At 51.4% G+C, this 16,342-nt stretch carries 18 protein-coding genes; 4 read left to right on the forward strand and 14 right to left on the reverse strand.

From position 1 onward, the window contains the following. Positions 1-121 precede the first annotated feature (121 nt). Positions 122-526 (forward strand): hypothetical protein, encoded by a 405-nt coding sequence (locus tag ABJT94_RS13345; RefSeq protein ID WP_348474269.1) that lies wholly within the window; start codon positions 122-124, stop codon positions 524-526. A gap of 68 nt (positions 527-594) precedes the next feature. Here ABJT94_RS13345 and ABJT94_RS13350 read toward each other — a convergent pair whose 3' ends face one another. Next, positions 595-972 carry an MmcQ/YjbR family DNA-binding protein gene (locus ABJT94_RS13350; protein ID WP_348474270.1) on the reverse strand — a complete coding sequence of 126 codons (378 nt, stop codon included), beginning with the start codon at positions 970-972 and terminating at the stop codon, positions 595-597. Positions 973-1,065: 93 nt separating this feature from the next. Then, the gene (locus ABJT94_RS13355) at positions 1,066-1,530 is read right to left on the reverse strand and encodes a DUF3592 domain-containing protein (protein WP_348474271.1); all 465 of its coding nucleotides are present in this window, start codon (positions 1,528-1,530) and stop codon (positions 1,066-1,068) included. A gap of 176 nt (positions 1,531-1,706) precedes the next feature. Here ABJT94_RS13355 and ABJT94_RS13360 point away from each other — a divergent pair, with 176 nt between their 5' ends. Continuing rightward, the gene (locus ABJT94_RS13360; RefSeq protein ID WP_348474272.1) at positions 1,707-2,981 is read left to right on the forward strand and encodes an aminotransferase class I/II-fold pyridoxal phosphate-dependent enzyme; all 1,275 of its coding nucleotides are present in this window, start codon (positions 1,707-1,709) and stop codon (positions 2,979-2,981) included. Positions 2,982-3,002: 21 nt separating this feature from the next. On the opposite strand, the gene ABJT94_RS13365 is transcribed toward ABJT94_RS13360, so the two are convergent. The 4 genes from ABJT94_RS13365 to ABJT94_RS13380 form a co-directional block, all read right to left on the reverse strand. After that, positions 3,003-3,215 (reverse strand): helix-turn-helix transcriptional regulator, encoded by a 213-nt coding sequence (locus ABJT94_RS13365; RefSeq protein WP_348474273.1) that lies wholly within the window; start codon positions 3,213-3,215, stop codon positions 3,003-3,005. Then, positions 3,215-3,847, reverse strand: coding sequence for a DUF2975 domain-containing protein (locus ABJT94_RS13370; RefSeq protein ID WP_348474274.1), 633 nt, complete (start codon positions 3,845-3,847; stop codon positions 3,215-3,217). The genes ABJT94_RS13365 and ABJT94_RS13370 overlap by 1 nt, the downstream gene beginning before the upstream one ends. Positions 3,848-4,103: 256 nt before the next feature. After that, a complete protein-coding gene (locus ABJT94_RS13375; RefSeq protein ID WP_348474275.1) occupies positions 4,104-6,080 on the reverse strand; it encodes a hypothetical protein in 1,977 nt (658 codons plus the stop codon). Between the two features lie 70 nt (positions 6,081-6,150). Beyond that, complete coding sequence (locus ABJT94_RS13380; protein WP_348474276.1) at positions 6,151-6,618, reverse strand: SRPBCC domain-containing protein; 468 nt, start codon at positions 6,616-6,618, stop codon at positions 6,151-6,153. Between the two features lie 92 nt (positions 6,619-6,710). Here ABJT94_RS13380 and ABJT94_RS13385 point away from each other — a divergent pair, with 92 nt between their 5' ends. Continuing rightward, positions 6,711-7,322 (forward strand): DUF938 domain-containing protein, encoded by a 612-nt coding sequence (locus ABJT94_RS13385; protein WP_348474277.1) that lies wholly within the window; start codon positions 6,711-6,713, stop codon positions 7,320-7,322. 70 nt (positions 7,323-7,392) lie between these two features. Here the strand turns inward: ABJT94_RS13385 and ABJT94_RS13390 are convergent, their stop codons facing one another. After that, the gene (locus tag ABJT94_RS13390; RefSeq protein WP_348474278.1) at positions 7,393-8,088 is read right to left on the reverse strand and encodes a DNA alkylation repair protein; all 696 of its coding nucleotides are present in this window, start codon (positions 8,086-8,088) and stop codon (positions 7,393-7,395) included. 193 nt (positions 8,089-8,281) lie between these two features. Between ABJT94_RS13390 and ABJT94_RS13395 the strand changes: the two genes are divergently transcribed. Further along, the gene (locus ABJT94_RS13395; protein ID WP_348493920.1) at positions 8,282-8,998 is read left to right on the forward strand and encodes a transporter substrate-binding domain-containing protein; all 717 of its coding nucleotides are present in this window, start codon (positions 8,282-8,284) and stop codon (positions 8,996-8,998) included. A gap of 34 nt (positions 8,999-9,032) precedes the next feature. Here ABJT94_RS13395 and ABJT94_RS13400 read toward each other — a convergent pair whose 3' ends face one another. The 7 genes from ABJT94_RS13400 to ABJT94_RS13430 form a co-directional block, all read right to left on the reverse strand. Next, on the reverse strand, positions 9,033-9,554 hold the full coding sequence (locus ABJT94_RS13400) for a GrpB family protein (RefSeq protein ID WP_348474280.1): 522 nt from the start codon (positions 9,552-9,554) through the stop codon (positions 9,033-9,035). Between the two features lie 460 nt (positions 9,555-10,014). Then, the gene (locus ABJT94_RS13405; RefSeq protein ID WP_348474281.1) at positions 10,015-10,449 is read right to left on the reverse strand and encodes a bifunctional diaminohydroxyphosphoribosylaminopyrimidine deaminase/5-amino-6-(5-phosphoribosylamino)uracil reductase RibD; all 435 of its coding nucleotides are present in this window, start codon (positions 10,447-10,449) and stop codon (positions 10,015-10,017) included. Positions 10,450-10,513: 64 nt separating this feature from the next. Then, positions 10,514-11,113 carry a class I SAM-dependent methyltransferase gene (locus ABJT94_RS13410; RefSeq protein ID WP_348474282.1) on the reverse strand — a complete coding sequence of 200 codons (600 nt, stop codon included), beginning with the start codon at positions 11,111-11,113 and terminating at the stop codon, positions 10,514-10,516. Between the two features lie 1,216 nt (positions 11,114-12,329). Next, positions 12,330-12,833, reverse strand: coding sequence for a nucleoside deaminase (locus ABJT94_RS13415; protein ID WP_348474287.1), 504 nt, complete (start codon positions 12,831-12,833; stop codon positions 12,330-12,332). A 333-nt stretch (positions 12,834-13,166) separates the two neighbouring features. After that, positions 13,167-13,538: a hypothetical protein gene (locus ABJT94_RS13420; RefSeq protein WP_348474283.1), complete on the reverse strand. Its 372-nt coding sequence runs from the start codon at positions 13,536-13,538 to the stop codon at positions 13,167-13,169. Between the two features lie 932 nt (positions 13,539-14,470). After that, positions 14,471-14,788, reverse strand: a complete 318-nt coding sequence (locus tag ABJT94_RS13425; protein ID WP_348474284.1) for an antibiotic biosynthesis monooxygenase — start codon at positions 14,786-14,788, stop codon at positions 14,471-14,473. Positions 14,789-14,854: 66 nt separating this feature from the next. Beyond that, the gene (locus ABJT94_RS13430) at positions 14,855-15,322 is read right to left on the reverse strand and encodes an NUDIX domain-containing protein (protein ID WP_348474285.1); all 468 of its coding nucleotides are present in this window, start codon (positions 15,320-15,322) and stop codon (positions 14,855-14,857) included. Between the last annotated feature and the right edge of the window lie 1,020 nt (positions 15,323-16,342).

Here is a 16,342-nt window from a genome sequence, read left to right on the forward strand (position 1 = left end):
CCAGTTGTATACGACTATCCTCACCCATCACCAGGCTCAAGACCATTACCTTCGGGGTAATTGAGTGGCGACATCGAAACCGGGACAGTAAACCCTCAACCCGTTTAATGAGGAAGATCCCATGAAAGTACCTAGCTTGTCTGCCACCTTACTGACCAATGCCGTTTTGTCGGGCATTGCCGGCCTATTATTGCTGGCCGTACCGGGCCCCATCGGCGACTTTATGGGAGGCGTTGCTTCCTGGTTGTTGCAATGGGTGGGCGCGGGGTTGGTGCTGTTTGCACTCGGCGTCCTGATGCTACGGCGCACTCTGCCGGGTTCAGGGTACACCACCGGCGTAGCCTGGGTGTTCGCGCTCGACATGACCTGGATCATCGCAACGCCGGTCGTCATGCTGGTTTATGCGCAGCAACTCAGTCTCTGGGGGCACCTGCTGCTGGCCGATGTAGCCTTGCTGGTGATGGGGTTTGCTTGCCTGGAACGCTACTGGTTGAAACGCATGAGAGCCGGCGCAGTCACCGCCTGATTAATCACGCTGTCTGGCTGTGATCGGACGTTGATCCAAGTGCGTGATTCAGTGGAAAATGGGGACCCTCAATGGGGGTTCTCATGCTGATTGAGACCGAGCTCTTTCTGTTTTTTCTTTGTTAACCCAAGCGATACCAGCCTGTGTGATTCAGTAAGGTAATAGGTGAGCTCTTCATCTGCACCGGCAGACGTCTCTACTTGCTGAATCCACTTCATGCCCCTGGAGGCTAGGTAGGGCGCGGGTCGAAAACCGGGCTGCTCACGCAGCAAATCGTAATCCAGATCAGAGGTTTTAAAGGTATAGGCCGGGCTGTCATTGTCACCCCAGCCGCCAATGGCAAATACCTTTCCACCTACTTTCCAAACCTGGGCGCCACCCCACTGAACAACGTGTGTGGTAGCCGGCAGCGCCTGGCAAAAATCATTGAATTCATCGTAGGTCACCTGTTAACTCCTTTTACCGGATTAACCCCGAACGCTCTCATGGTTATTGGTTTCCCTATACAGTATGAAGACTGAATCAGTTGACGACTCACATTAGCCAATAACACCCAGCCAGCCAAGTACGGCTACTGAGATGCCCACGCCCAAGCAAATGACAGCCAGAATCAGCTCGCTGTAGGGCTTGTCTTTCTTCAGCCCGGGAACCAGCACTGCATCGGCAGGGTTAGCCGGGTTGTAATACACCTTAACTTCGCTACCGACCGGGTGACGCTCGGCAAACTCGACGGTCTCCGGGTAAACCAACGTATAAAAAGTGGGTAACCTTCCGGTGTAGTCGCGCCCATTAACCTGATAGCTGAATGCCACCTTCAAATGTTCGGCGTCTTTCATTTCCCCATCAATTAAGCGCTTCTTCCAAAGCTGAACCTCGACTAGCCGGCCGACAACACTCGGCCAACCCTGGCTTGCTTTCGCATGCCTGTAATTGGCAATTGAATGAAACAGCAAATAGATGCCAAAGAGTGCAAACGCCAGACCAGCTAACAGGGGTAGGTTCATTGCTCAGGCTCGTAATTGTTGGAGCGCTCACATTAACGCAAGTCATCGCGAGGGGAAACTGCCAGCCTTGCCGTTGAGTCGACGTGTACGAACACCCACAGGCGTGGCTCCATATCGGCTTGTTATCCTGTGGCTCCGAGGTAACATGCATTAACACCTACAAAAAGGATCTGCTCATGAAACGCGAAACCATTGCCTTGCACCACGGCTACGAAGCCGACGACCAGCACGCCGTGGCTGTACCCATTCACCAGACCACCTCGTTCTCTTTCGACAACGCCCAGCACGGGGCGGATCTGTTTGACCTGAAAGTCACCGGTAACATCTATTCACGCATCATGAACCCGACCTGTGCGGTACTCGAACAACGGGTCGCCGCGCTCGAAGGTGGCATCGGCGCGCTCGCGGTCGCTTCCGGCATGGCGGCAATAACCTACTCGATTCAAACGATCGCCGAAGCAGGCGACAACATCGTCTCGATCAGCGAACTCTATGGCGGTACCTACAACCTGCTCGCCCACACTCTGCCGCGTCAGGGCATTGAAACCCGCTTCGCCGATAAAGACGACTTTGACGGCATCGCCAAACTGATCGATGAACGCACCAAGGCGGTTTATTGCGAATCGGTTGGTAACCCCTCGGGCAGCGTTGTTGACATCAAACGCCTTGCTGACATCGCCCACGCAGCGGGTGTTCCGCTGATCGTCGATAACACCGTTGCCACGCCATTTCTGTGGCGGCCGATCGAGCAGGGCGCCGACATCGTTGTGCACTCGGCGACCAAATACATGGGCGGCCATGGCACTACCGTAGGCGGCGTGATTGTCGATTCCGGCAAGTTCCCCTGGGCCGACCAGCCCAAGCGTTTTGCACTGTTGAACGAGCCCGATGTGTCTTACCACGGCGTCAGCTACACCCGCGATGTGGGTGAAGCCGCTTTCATTACCCGGGCCCGGGTTGTGCCGCTGCGCAACATGGGTGCCGCCCTGTCGGCTCAGGCCGCCTGGAACATTCTTCAGGGCCTTGAGACGCTGGCGCTGCGCATTGAACGTGTGTGCGAAAACACGCAGAAAATTGCCGAATACCTGAAGCAGCACCCCCGGGTCAGCTGGGTGAACTATGCAGGACTGCCCGACCACAAAGATCACGCCCTGGCTCAGGAATACATGAACGGCACCGCCTCGGGCATTCTCAGCTTCGGCATTGAAGGCGGCCGCGAAGCCGGTGCTCGCTTCTACGATGCATTGCAACTGATACTGCGCCTGGTAAACATTGGTGATGCCAAAAGTTGCGCGGCCATTCCCGCTTCAACGACTCACCGTCAGTTGAACGATGAAGAGCTGAAAGCGGCGGGTGTCAGCGCCGATATGGTTCGGCTGTCGATCGGCATCGAACACGTTGACGATTTGATTGCCGACATCGACCAGGCACTCGCCCAGTCGGCTGGGTAACCCAATACAACACGGTCGGGTTCATTGCGAACCCGCTTCGTGTTCCAGCAAGTCGCCGGGCTGACAATCCAACGCCCGGCAAATGGCCTCCAGTGTCGAAAACCGAACCCCTTTCGCCTTGCCGGTTTTCAACAGCGACAAGTTGGTAACCGACACACCGACACGAGCCGACAGTTCATTCAATGACATCTTCCGGCGCGCCATCATCACATCGAGCCGAACCACAATCGCCATCAGATGATTTCCTCGTTTTCTTCCCGCAACGAAACGCCCACCCGAAACGCCTCGGCCACAACGAGCAGCAACAAGCCCGTAACGGCAAAGCCCCAATCGACTGAAAACTGCAACTGGTAGCTGTTTGCAGCCGGCGCTTGAAAGGGATATGCCAATGCAAGGCCCTGTTGGGACAACTCATCTCTGATTAAGGTATGCCAGAGTAGGTCACGCACGACTTGCCAGAGCGGGAAGGCCACCAGAATCAGCCCTATCCAGCGCAGACGCTTCGCGCTGCCCGAAGAAAACGGCAGACTATCACCGACTTCACCGATAAAGCGCCGTAGCAACCAAAGGCCGACCATCAGCAAGGCCCCTGAAATGGCAAAATCCACGAACCGCAATGCCCAGTGCCAGCCATAACCTGAATGCTCGACACTCAACACCCCTTCCCCCAGAGTCAAAGCGGCGTCGGTACCCGCAACAGAGACCTTCCAGGCTGAATCGGGCTGGGGCGCAAGCACCGGCCACTGGCTCAGCAAAGGCTCCCCAAGCAACGGGGCGCCCAACAGTATTGCGGCTGCTACCACGAGAAAGCTCAGAGCCAACCCAAGCAGCAGATTCACCAAAGCACGCAGAAGACGAGCCGACATGCCCACAGCCTCCAATAAACTATTCATTGAGGCAGTAGCTTAGATGGCAAAATTGCGTATTACAATGATTATTTTATGTTTAACATAATATTTATGCCGTGTTACAGCAGAGGCTTCAAGAATGTCAGCCAAGTACCCGGCCTTTGTTTACTACTGCTAATCAATAAACTCCCAGGAATCGGCCCCATCGAACAGTCTAACCCGCACACCGGAATATACTTCGGTTGGGAACGTCCTGAAGTTAATGGAGAGCCAGTCAGTTCTCGGGTGAAGCTGCCCAACTGGTATAGCCAAACTCCAAAATGCGATCAACTTCGGCATCGGGTACAGCCGAGACATCACCCAGCTCCAGAGTATCGTAATGGAAGGCGTAAAGGCGGGAGGCAAACTCGGCAATGGGCAGTGACGCTTCACCGCGAAACTCACCATTTCCATGGGTGGAGCAGGTGACGCCCTGGCCCCAATCCTGTCCGCTGTCGTTATTGGGGTTGAAGAAATAGACCCGCATGTCGTTGTGCGGGCTGAGCCCGACTCGCAGTATGTTAATAGCATGGCGACCAACGAAACGGGCCGCGCTGTCCGTGACTGCAATGCCAGCGGGCTGAGCGTGGATGATGGGCATGTTGCCGTTGTAATAAGGGTGATAGCTGGCATAAAAGCAGCGGATAAAACCCTCGTAGTCGCGCACCTCGCCGGTGTGGATATCTGCCACCACGCGGAAGCCGTGGCTGACCCACCAGCCGTAGAACTCCGGATTTATCCAGCGGTGGGCATCGTCATCCCGGTCTTCACAACGGCGCCACATATCGCCATAGATGCGATCGAGGTGCGGGATCAGGATCAGTGACACCGGGTCCACATCCACCGGCACTCCCGTTACCAGCCCGGGCTTCAGATTCCGGGAAGAGATGCTATGACCTTCGAAACGACACAACACTTCGTTGTCCCGGGCGGCCCAGGCGAGCACCTGAAGCAAGTAGTCGGCCTCGCTTGACGCCCACACCGACAACCCAATGGCCGACTGACAGGTCGGGTTATTACCCTGGCCGACACCCAGCGGCTGCCCAAGCAGGTTAATGACCCCGGCCAACAGAAATACCCGCGGCGGCTGGGCATCACCAAAGGCCTCGCGCAGGGTGTCTGCGGCCTCCGCTGACAGGCTGAGTTTGATTTGGCGCCACAGGGCCTGGGCTACCGAGGGCGTAAACAGCGAGCCCCGTTCCAACATCATAGTCAGGCCGAATACGGCCTGGCAGGTTTCCGGATAGATAGTCTCGTCGATCAGAGCGTTAACCAGATCGGTGTAGCAGTAGAAATCATCGAGGCCGGTCATGGTCAGCCCCAGTATGTCGGGAATCAGGTCATCCCGCTCACGGTTGCGCAAAAAGCGCAGCATAACCGCGTGATAAGCGGAAGCCAGGCCAGTATCGTGCATGCTGCTGGCGAAGCATTTGGCTTCGGTGGCGAGTGCGGCTTCGTCCATCTCCGCCAGCCGTTGCTCATAGATTGCCAGACCCGGGTCTTCAGCACTGGCTGGAGTGGGCGCAAACAAGGCGTTGACCAGACGGGTGGCGTCGGTGTTGCCGGTAGTGTCTATTGCAGGGTCGTAGAGGCACCTGGCGATCTGGCTAATCATCTCGCAGATGCTGCCAACCTGAACCGGCCCCTGTTCGAGCAACCGCCAGACTTCCGCCACCAGGCTATCGAGCAGGCTCTCATAGCCAAGGTGGGAAATCAGGTATTGGTAGAGCTCCTGAACAATGAACCCGAGCTGTTTTGGGCGCTCCCGGTCGGCCTCAGTGAACTGACCAGACAGCAGATCCAGATTCAACGCCATCACCTGGGTCAAAAAATTTCGCGCTTGTTCCGCTGAAATACCGGGATGAAAGTAATCTCCCCGGCTAACAGCGAGCATGCGCAGCTCGCTAATGGCCTCCACCACCGTGGTAACAGCCCCCGCCTCTCGAAGCGAATGCTTGGCCAGCGCTGGCTGCAAAATGCCCGGCTGAGCCCAGTCGCTGGTGCCGAAAATACCGGCCGACTCCAGCGAGCGTACCCGCCGGTACACCGCATCAAAGCCACCCGGCAGTGTCATCAGTACCCGGGTGCGCTCCAGCAGCGAAATGCTAGAGGCGTTCGGGTTGGCGCTGCGTGCGCGTCCGAAGTCCGCCAGTGCTGCATCAAACTGTTTCAATGCTTTTTCTGTTATTAGATTGGCGTTTTGGTGGCCCATGGGTTTGTATCCTGAATGCAAAGGGTACTCGGTGGGGTGCAAGCAAGGCACTCAACTCATGCTGCCTCAGTCATTCCGATTCTACAAATTCTGCGAGCTTCTCCAGGGTCGAGTTCAACCCTGCATCGTGGTCTTCGGGCCGGATACCTTCCGGTACGTTTCTGGCCTGAATTGTCACCAGCGTTTGCCCATTCCCGGGCTGGAACATCCAACTCATTTGCATGGTGCCAGAGAACAAAGGGTCTTCGCTCTCAAAAACAACGGCTTGCTCAATCAACCGACTCTCTTCGAGTTTCGTTAGTTGCACTTCGACCTCGTCTGAATCCTCCGATGTTTTGCCTCCTCCCTGATACGGCTCAGTATAGGTAAGCCTCATTCGATACGAGCCCCCTTCGCGAAAATCGAAATGCAACATTTTACCTGTCATATTACCTGGGGGGAGCCAGCGTTCCATTGAACCCGGCTCAGAGAACGCTCGGTATATGGTCTCTGGAGAGGCGGAGATTAACCGTGATGCTGAATCTATTCTTGCGGTCATATTTTGTCGATTCCTCTTGATTACCTGACATCAAGTTGCCGCCAGACAACCCCCGTGTGGTAGTGTGAGAAAACTGAGGAGGAAACACCACAATGGCTACCGAATTGCCCTTTTCCCAAGCCTGCGAAAACAACCAGGCCCCCATTCTGGACGTACTTATTGAGGTGTTTGATCAGCCAGCCAGAGTACTTGAAATCGGTACGGGTACCGGCCAACATGCTGTGCATTTCGCGCGAGCACTGCCTCACCTTCAATGGCAACCCTCCGACCACCCTGATGCCGCTCACCTGAGCCGACTGCGGCTGGAACAGGCGGGCCTGCCCAATCTATTGCCCATACTAAAGCTCGATGTTGGCGCGAGACCCTGGCCAATCACCGAGTTCGACGGTGTTTTCTCCGCCAATACAACCCATATCATGGCATGGCCGGAGGTCGAACAGATGTTTCAGGAAATTGGCCATCGGCTGACCGTCAATGGCGCTTTTTGCCTCTACGGTCCGTTCAATTATCAGGGGTCCTTCACCAGTGACAGCAACCGTCAGTTCGACCAGCACCTGAGAGCCCGGGCACCGCAGATGGGCATTCGCGACCTGGACGATCTGAACTTTCTGGCCAGGGCTGAAGGCCTGTTGCTGGAAGACGACGTAGCCATGCCCGCAAACAATCGATTATTGGTGTTCAGGTCGACCGATACTCACCCTTAACGGGGTTACCGGGTACTTAACGGTTTTATACAAATAAAGGGCTCCGCAAAAAAACTCACACAGGCATCAGTCAGTTCTTCTTACCTGTGCGGAGCTTATGCAAAACTTCACGTCGAACCAGTGCTGATACAGTGCCTGAATTTTCTTCCAGAAAAGCCTGAACCGACTTCCGATCCCAGGGCACCAGAGAGCGAAGGGCCCAGCTAATCGCTTTCTGAACCATTATCTCTTTGTCGTCCAACAGCGGCTGACATACCATCAACGTTCTGGCTGTATCCCCCACGCCCCCGTGGGATTTAATATTAAGCGGCACCGTTGCAACCACAGCAGCACGCCGCCACCACAGATCCTGCGATTTACCCCACCGCATAATAGTCGCGTCTGAAACCCGGCCTTCCCGCCAGGCCCTTCCTACCAGCGTGCAACAAAAACTGTCAACGCATGCCCAATTATCAATGCCCTGACCAAGCGCTTCTATTCGCGTCGGTGTTAGCGATTCCCTCGCACCCTTATGGCTGGCAACCAGTTCATACCCGACTTGCCGGCACTCGGTGATCTGCTTCTCCAAAAGACTAAGCGCGACCTGATAAACACCCTCTGCCGACTGTGATGCCAGATGGGATTTGTAATCTCGCACAACGCCACGTAAATCGGGTGTGTAAACACCAAAATCATGCTGAGAACTGGGCCGGTGTTCCTGACGGGTTCCACGGCCAAGCGCTTTCAGACTCTGTGTAATTTCGTCCGATACTGATTCGGTATCCATGCAAAGGCCTTAAAGTAAGTACGGGTAATCAGACGAATCACGACAGTGAACCAGTAAACGACGGTATCACTCCTGAAAATGTCGCAATCAGTTTCGTACTTAAATATCAATCTGCTAGTTTGAGTTGTTCAATTAATAATCAAGGCAGGGCCAAGCAATGAAGTACTGGCTAGCAATGGGTTGCAGTATATTATTGTGTTGGGCTCATGCCGACCCCATTAAACTAGCGACCTCAGGTGGTTTCGCGCCTTTTACCGACCAGAACTGGAAAAACCAGGGCATGGTTATCCAGATTCTCGACCAGGTAATGCGTGTTGCCGATTTCGAACCAGAGATCGTCTTCCACGATGGCTGGGGGGAGTTAATCAGCGACACCGAAGCAGGCCTTTATGACGCCACCTTTCCCTGGTATTACAGCGCAGAACGGGATGAACAGTATTTGCTCTCAGACTCCCTGGCCTCAACCTACGTAATGCCCTACGTTGCCAAGAACAAAATCTTCTCGGTGACAACCAGAACAGACCTGGCAGGTTATCGTCTATGCCGCCCGGCAGGCTACTTTACTCACGATCTCGAAGACCTGTTTGACAATCCCAATACCGAGCTGATTCAACCCAATACTCTGGTGGAATGCTTCGAGATGCTGGTAAGAGACGAGGTCGATGTCGTACCGGTCGACCTATTCTCGGCTAAGACGGCTATTGCGAGCACCTTCGAATCTGCCGATGAAGTACAACAACTGGGCATTGTTTTCTCGCGTCAGTCGATGCATCTTCTTATCTCGAGAAACCACCCTAAGGGGGAAGAAATTATTGCTCGGGTTAACCAGGCGCTAGCAAGGCTTGAAATGCGAGGCATTCTGCAAGCCATTCGCCAGAACCATACATCGCTCTATCTGAAGCAGTTCTGAGCTGTTAAGGCGCAAAATAGATAAGCCTCGATGTTCACTGGTTCATATACCACTCTATAGCCAGTGCTTCATGCTTCTTGATAAAGCTATCCTTTAAGCTCATATACTGGTTAATGTCGTTCCCACAAGCAGCCGCTGCTATCTGCTTGGTTTCCGAGTACTCTGTTGCAACGTCCGGACGGGCAATCAAATAGTCTCTGTAGGCTCGGTGGCGCAGCAAATCTGCGTCCCACGCTTCAAAGGCGTGAACATGATGGCTGCGCTGGTTCCCGCCTTTCTGGAAGTATCGCCGCCCTGCAATCCCATTCTCACCCATCACCAGATACCCTATTGACTCCATAGCATGGCTTTCAGATCCCAACTCACTGAAGTCAGACACTTCAATCAGGATATCGATAACGGGCTTTGCCGCCAGGCCGGGAACCGAAGTACTGCCAATATGTTCAATCTTTATTGCCACATCGCCAAGAACTTGCTTCAACAACGACTGCTCTGACTTGAAAGTTGCTACCCAGGCAGGGTTGTATTTCACCACTTCAATCTTTCTTTGGTTCACGATACACCCATATCCTATTTACGACTGGGCTTATTGGGCCCAACTGTATCAGTCATACTCTTCATGCTGAGAGAGGTCATTCTAAACAATGAAACAGGGCGCTTTATGGTTAAGATACTGCACAGTATCGTCCGGTACCTAATCGTCGATTACTTTGAACCTAATAAACAGAAAGTCGTACCCACCAGGGTAGGTATTGCGAATGATCCATCTGAGCATAAACACGAATGGAAGGTACTCCGCCTTAGCATGTCGATGATTTAGCTCACTGTATTGTACTGGTTCAATACTAATAACCTGAATATGGCAGATCGTATCGCCGCCTTCATGCGTAAGCGCCTCTACTATCTGGCCCGTGTGTAATCACTGTCTTCCCTAATCCGAATGGTCGCGGTCTTCTTACCCGACAAAATATGGTTCTTAAGCCTTCGGCGGAACGTCATATTAGCGTGCACCAATTTCACTGACCACCGTTCAGGTAAGCGTTCAAGAACGCACCCACCTCATCGCTACAGATACCCTCGACTACCTCAACCCCCGCCCGTTTCAGTTTTTCCAAACCGAGACCATTGTTCCTGGGATCGGGGTCTACCAGTGCAACAACTATGCGCTCTAGACCTCTCTTAATCAGCGCCTCAGCACAGGACGGCGTTCTTCCATGGAAGGAGCAAGGCTCCAATGTCACATAAGCCGTTATTCCCGCTAATGAGCCCGCATACCTTTCCAGGGCGTCTGCTTCCGCATGATGTCTTCCCGGAGCCTTGGTATACCCACTGGCAACCACGATTCCGCCTTTCACCAGAAGGCATCCAACAGGTGGGTTTGGTAAACAGTCTGGCAGAGCCTTTCTGGATTCTGACAGAGCTAGCTTCATGAACGTTTCATGTGATTTCAATGTGGGGCCTAAAGAATGTGTACAGTTAACGATCTAGACACGCGCTGAGCAATTTTCGCTCCATTCACGACTTCTGCACGATGAGATACAGATGCAACTCCGGATACTGATCATATTCCAGATGTCTGCATATGCAGCCTGACTCTGAGATTAGGTTCAGCAGCTTTGGTATACCTAAAGCCGAATAGTAAACTTCCGGCCCCATATAATCATCGGTATGATCGCATGCCTTGTCGAGTCCACCGGTTGAGAATATGTAAACACCGCTTTGATTAAGAGATAACAGTAACTTCCGCAATACATTCTCATGATCTTCAAGCGGTACATGCCAAATACTGTCCCAGGCCGTAATGAGATCGTAACGCACTGTTGGCTGCCAGGAACACACATCGGCATGATAGAACGTCAGATCGGGGTACTTTCTCCTGGCTCTGGTAATCATTTCATCTGAAACATCGATGCCTTCAGGTGAAAAGCCATGCTCTATTAGCAGGTCAATAATACGCCCGTTCCAGCCACAGCCAACATCCAGCGCAGCTCCGCGCCTATGCGTGAAGGCGATAGCGCGGTTGTGCTGAGATATTCCATTGTCGTTAGGAAACTTGTCGCTATCCCACAAATCAGCGATTTGATCGTAGGCCTTTCCAATTTGATGAGGTTTCATGGGTTGAAGTCCTAACTAATACAATAGATATCTAGTAACCAAAGAGGCTGTATGCTATGCCCTGGCTACGAGTCTGGTGCATACTAAGCCATGCTTGGAAATTTCCGATATCCACTCAAGATGTTGTCGCACTCTCGGCTAGCTTCGCAGTTAACCTGATCTAACGATGTTACTGTCTAGTAGGTCTATTTATCGTTCTTCTCACCTAATTTGCACGGGAATGGTCGCTTTCAATAAATAGCTCTATCTTGTTAGCTGTCTCTCCGGAAGTGATTTGATTGACCTGCTTACGTGTAAATAAAACAGAAAACAGAAAACACTCAAGAGACCAAAGAAAGCGATCCCAATCATTGAGTTCTCTGAGCCAAAGGTACCGAAAAGCCCAATCGCGTCAGTCGCGACATACAAGCTGTAGAGAAATATCGGGACGAACAGGACGATGGAGAGCACCTTTATAGACCGGCTTGGACGTACTAACAACATAAGCGACAAAATCGCCGACCCCAAGATCAATAATGGAATACCCACTACTAGCGTCAGTAAACCGCTGGAGCCAGACGCCAAAGCAATGGGAGAACTAAGCAACATGACTAACCCAGCTAGAAGAACCCGTATTTTTTCCATGATTTTCTATTACCTTACTTGGTGAATAGTCGGAAAACGTTACAACCACTACTTGCATATTGACTTAACATTGAAAAACCTAACTTTGGCAGTTGTCTAGAATGAGTGTCTAACAATCGTTTCTTGATCTTCGTAAACTTCACTGTCAGTCAATCATGATTCCTTACAATTAGTCATCTAACACCTTAAAGCGTATAAAGAACAGCTCATTCTCGCCCGGGTAGGTTCTGCGAATAATCCATTTAAGTATAAATACAAACGGAAGATACTCCGCCTTCGCGTGTTGGCGATTCAGATCATTGTATTGTACCGGCACGATACTGATAATTTGAATACAGCAAATCTTACTGCCATCTTCGTCTAAGAGTGCATCGAGCTCCTGGCCTTTATGGTAATCACTGTCTGCTTTATTACGAACAGTGCCCGTCTTTTTACCGGAAAGGATATGGCCCTTAAGCCTTCGACGGAACATCATAGCGCTGATCTGGAATTTACAGTATTGTTGACCAAATCCAGAAAAAAAGGACGCGAGCGGATTAATCTGTTCAGAAGTGGATAATTCGGCGTTACCGCTAACAAGACCGAGACCATTTTATATACCCTTACGATTGTGAAAACGACAGTGTAAGTCGTGTACTTGCTCGTCAAGACCTGGAACTGGGCCCTCAGCCACCGCGTTCGGAACTACATCACAGATTGGCAGGGGTCGTACGGCAGGTGCTGAAACCCCGAGCTCAGCAAGCCAAGCTGTTAATTGCTCGGATGAGCTCACGTACACAATACGCCCTAACCCCACCCAGCCGTGGGCCGCGGCACACATTGGGCAATGCTCGCCCGATGTATAGACAGTTGCCTCGGCCCTGGCTTCAGGGCTCATGTTCCCTGCAGCCCACCGTGCTATCTCGAACTCAGGGTGGCGAGTGTGGTCGCCAGAGGCAACGTGATTGTGGTCTTCAACCAGAACTTGCCCGCCTGCTGATACCAGAACAGAGCCGAAGGGCTCATCACCCAGCTCTAACGCCTGTGTTGCCAACTCTACACACCGACGCAAGTGTGGCATGTCTTGATCATTTACCATAACAGGCTCCCAGGCCATGATTTCAATATTCTTTTGAAACAATAAAGTTTTCTATTTTTGCGTATGGACGCCCTGTCCAGCTCAGGTTAGGACAGAGTTTGACCGCACAAGTACTTACCATATAAACTTTAGAAAACGCACCGACAATGCAACCACCAGACTCAATAATAGACGGATAAATAGCTTGTAATGATTCAATACCAGGCCTTGGTGCCATAGGTCGGTCGAAAGTGTCAATTAGGTCGAGTGCTTTTTCGAGTTCCTAAGCTTCAATCTGTCGAACTTCCAATGTTGAAACTCCTTTCAATTACCATAGTGCTCAGCAGCGACTTAAAAATAGCGACCGAAGAATCAAGGAAGAAATACAACGTAGGCCGCTAACAAAAGCATGACGATGGTTACAGGGCCCCACAAGAGTCTCTCCGCCCGGGATGGGGTGATCCAGTTCAGACCTGTGCTCAGTGCCTGTACAGCGAGTGCGACATAAGCTGTCCACAGCGGCCAGTTTGGCGTAATTCCAGCAGCCGAGGCTATTCCCGCACCCATAAAAACCAGTAGCAGGATAGACAATGCAGCAGCTACTCGCCCCGCAACTGGCAGTGCACCTTCATGACGCCCGCCCTGTGTCATTCGCCCCCATGGTGCCCCGGCAATCAAACAGAACTGAAAGACAATCACACCTGCAACAATAATAACATACGACACAGAGGCTATTTGAATCATGGATTTACCTTCAGTTGGGCTCCTCTACGAGTAGCTTCAGAAACTCTAAATTATGCTCTTCTTGGTACTTCAGAATTATAACCATAGAATAACTTTTCTTGGAAAATTCCTAGCAAAGCCGATAGCATCAGCGAGTCGTCTGATACTAATGGTTAGAGAAATAGGCAATTTTTGAAACTGTGTATTTGGATTCGAGTTTACTGATTATATGAGGGTATTTCTTACATATATCATTATTTACCACACGGAATAGCACTCTATGGTCTCATTTAATGGCCGCACCTAAATGCTTCTCAGCTTCGCCAATACCAAGTAACAGAGCATACCCACCTAAAATAGATTCTGGTTCCGCCCATGTACAATCTGCTTTTGACGTTATTTTTTTGTACGCAACAGCTACCTCATACTGTTTTCTTTTAAACTCCCAGCAAGAAAACTCTAGATGTGTTATCTAGAGGTATCCACTGCAGTGGGTGAAGTTCAGGAGCGACTGCTGTGGCTTGTTATAAATTTTTTGTAGAAACGGTAGCACCACAGTGAATGCAGCCCACCCTACCGGAAAACCAGTGAAATACCACAGCTGACCAGCTATTGTGTATGGAGGCAGGGTGAACTCCATGCAAACCTTGAATGGTTAAGCATTTATTGCAACTCGGACAACGCACCCAAAATGACAATACAATATGGACAACTGTAAACAAGAAGAACCCACCAAAAATTACATAGTAGACTGGCATTTCATAAGTAACGCCGAAGTAGCCAAAAACAAAGGATGCGGCCATTCCCATAAGAAAAAACCAAGCTATATACGTTGCTATTGCATTCAGATTTCCTAGCACAAAACTCTCCGTTTTTTTTAACGCCGATGATAAGCGGCGCCCGGCTAGGGCGTCCGATAGAGGCCGTAGGCCGGAACGAACTTAATTGACTGGTTAAATGCCGTACTCACGCTCTACCCTCGCAACACGAACTCGAAAGCTTGAGTACCATTTTTGGTGACCAAGTCTCTGAGCTTCTCGGTGCTCTGCATTCTTTTTCCAATTGGTGATGGACTCCAGGCTGTCCCAATAGGAAACAGTGATTCCTAAATCCTCGCGCACAGACTCTATACCCAAGAAGCCCGGTTGATTTGCAGCCAACTCAACCATCCTGTCTGCCATTGCCCCGTAACCGTCGTCGCCCTTAGTGCGATGGCTACTGAAAATAACCGCGTAATATGGCGGCTCAGGTGTTTTGGCTATCTCTGACATAGATCCCTCTAGGCATTTAACGTGTAGCTCAGCCGTGCACTTTAGCGCATCGGCTGGAGCGATTTGTTATGAGCCTTCAATTTGTACACCCAGATGACAAGCTGAGATTGAAGGCTCTTTAATTTTTGACCAAAGAATGTCTCGTAGCTCTTCCGGAAACACTTTAAGGGTTACAAGCTCCTCCCTACTCAGCCATCTAGCTTTGGTGATGATATGCTCATCGCCTCCTAGACCCCGTAGGTTGTCCAAACTAAGTTCACCTCGCCATTCCGTGATCATGTAGAATTGTTCGACGTGGTAGGTGTCTCGGCTTTTCTCAAAGAACTCGCGCACAAATATCAGCGGGCCAACCGTCACTTCCAGCCCCGATTCTTCGAAGACTTCTCGCTGAACGGTTCCTTTTGTAGATCCATCGCCAGGCTCTAACCCGCCACCAGGAGGAACCCAATATTCATCTTCCTCATGCACATGCTTTATGAGTAAGATCTTGTCATCCTTTACCGCTATGCCTGCGGCTCTAATCCTATGCTTCATCGTTCGTGCTTCTCATAACGCCGGCGATCACCGGTGGCAAAAACGGCGCGAAGCAGAGTTTTTGGCATGATCTTCCCCCGATAAAATGGACACCTCGTCATTTCAAGCGACCATTCGCTCATATTCCACTGGTGAGCAATACCCGATTCCGGAGTGTAACCTCACCGCATTGTAGAACTTGTTTATATACCGTCCCAAAGCGCGACGCAATTCATTAAAGCTCTCAAAGGTAGCCTGACGAAGCAACTCTCCTTTGAGTGAGTGATAGAACGATTCCATAAATGCGTTGTCTGTACAGTGACCTGGTCTGTTTACACTGTGCTCCATACCCGCTTTGCCCAGTGCTGATTGAAAAGCAGCTCCTGTAAACTCAACACCGCGATCAGTATGAAGGATGACCCCTTTCGTACCCCTGCCTTTACGCAACGCGTGACTCAACGCAGCAACAGTTAAGCTCGTGGTACGCGTATAGGCTAATGACCATCCCAATATACGTCGAGAATGTCTGTCCATGATTGTCGCTAAATAGCACCATCGACCTTTCAGGTTAATATAGGTCACGTCCGCTACCCAGATTTGATTACTGGCGGTTGTTGGTCCCATACCCAATATTTTGTTTTGTCCTTTCTTCAAGAACCGCTTAAGGCCCGGCATTCTTCGTGTAACCAGCGTAACACGGGCTTTAAGGTTAGCCTCTCGCATAAGGCGTGCAACACGCTTCCTGGAGACCATTAGGCCCTCCTTTCGCAGCATTTCATGCACTCTTGGGCTTCCGTAGCGACCTTCACACTTTTCGAATATGTAAGTGATCCGTTTTAATAGGGCCTGGTCGGACAGAGCTCGATCTGAAGGCTCTCGGTCCCTCCAGGCATAGTAGCCGCTCCGTGAAACGCCCAGCCACCGGCACAAGGCAGCTATTCCGAAGGTTTGTCCGTATCTGTGGATGAATCCAAATCGTTCTGATGGGTTTCCGCCAGATACTGTTGCCACTTTTTTAGAAGGTCGTTCTCCTTCTTCAAG

It is taken from the genome of Saccharospirillum sp. (assembly GCF_039982735.1).
GTDB lineage: Bacteria > Pseudomonadota > Gammaproteobacteria > Pseudomonadales > Natronospirillaceae > Saccharospirillum.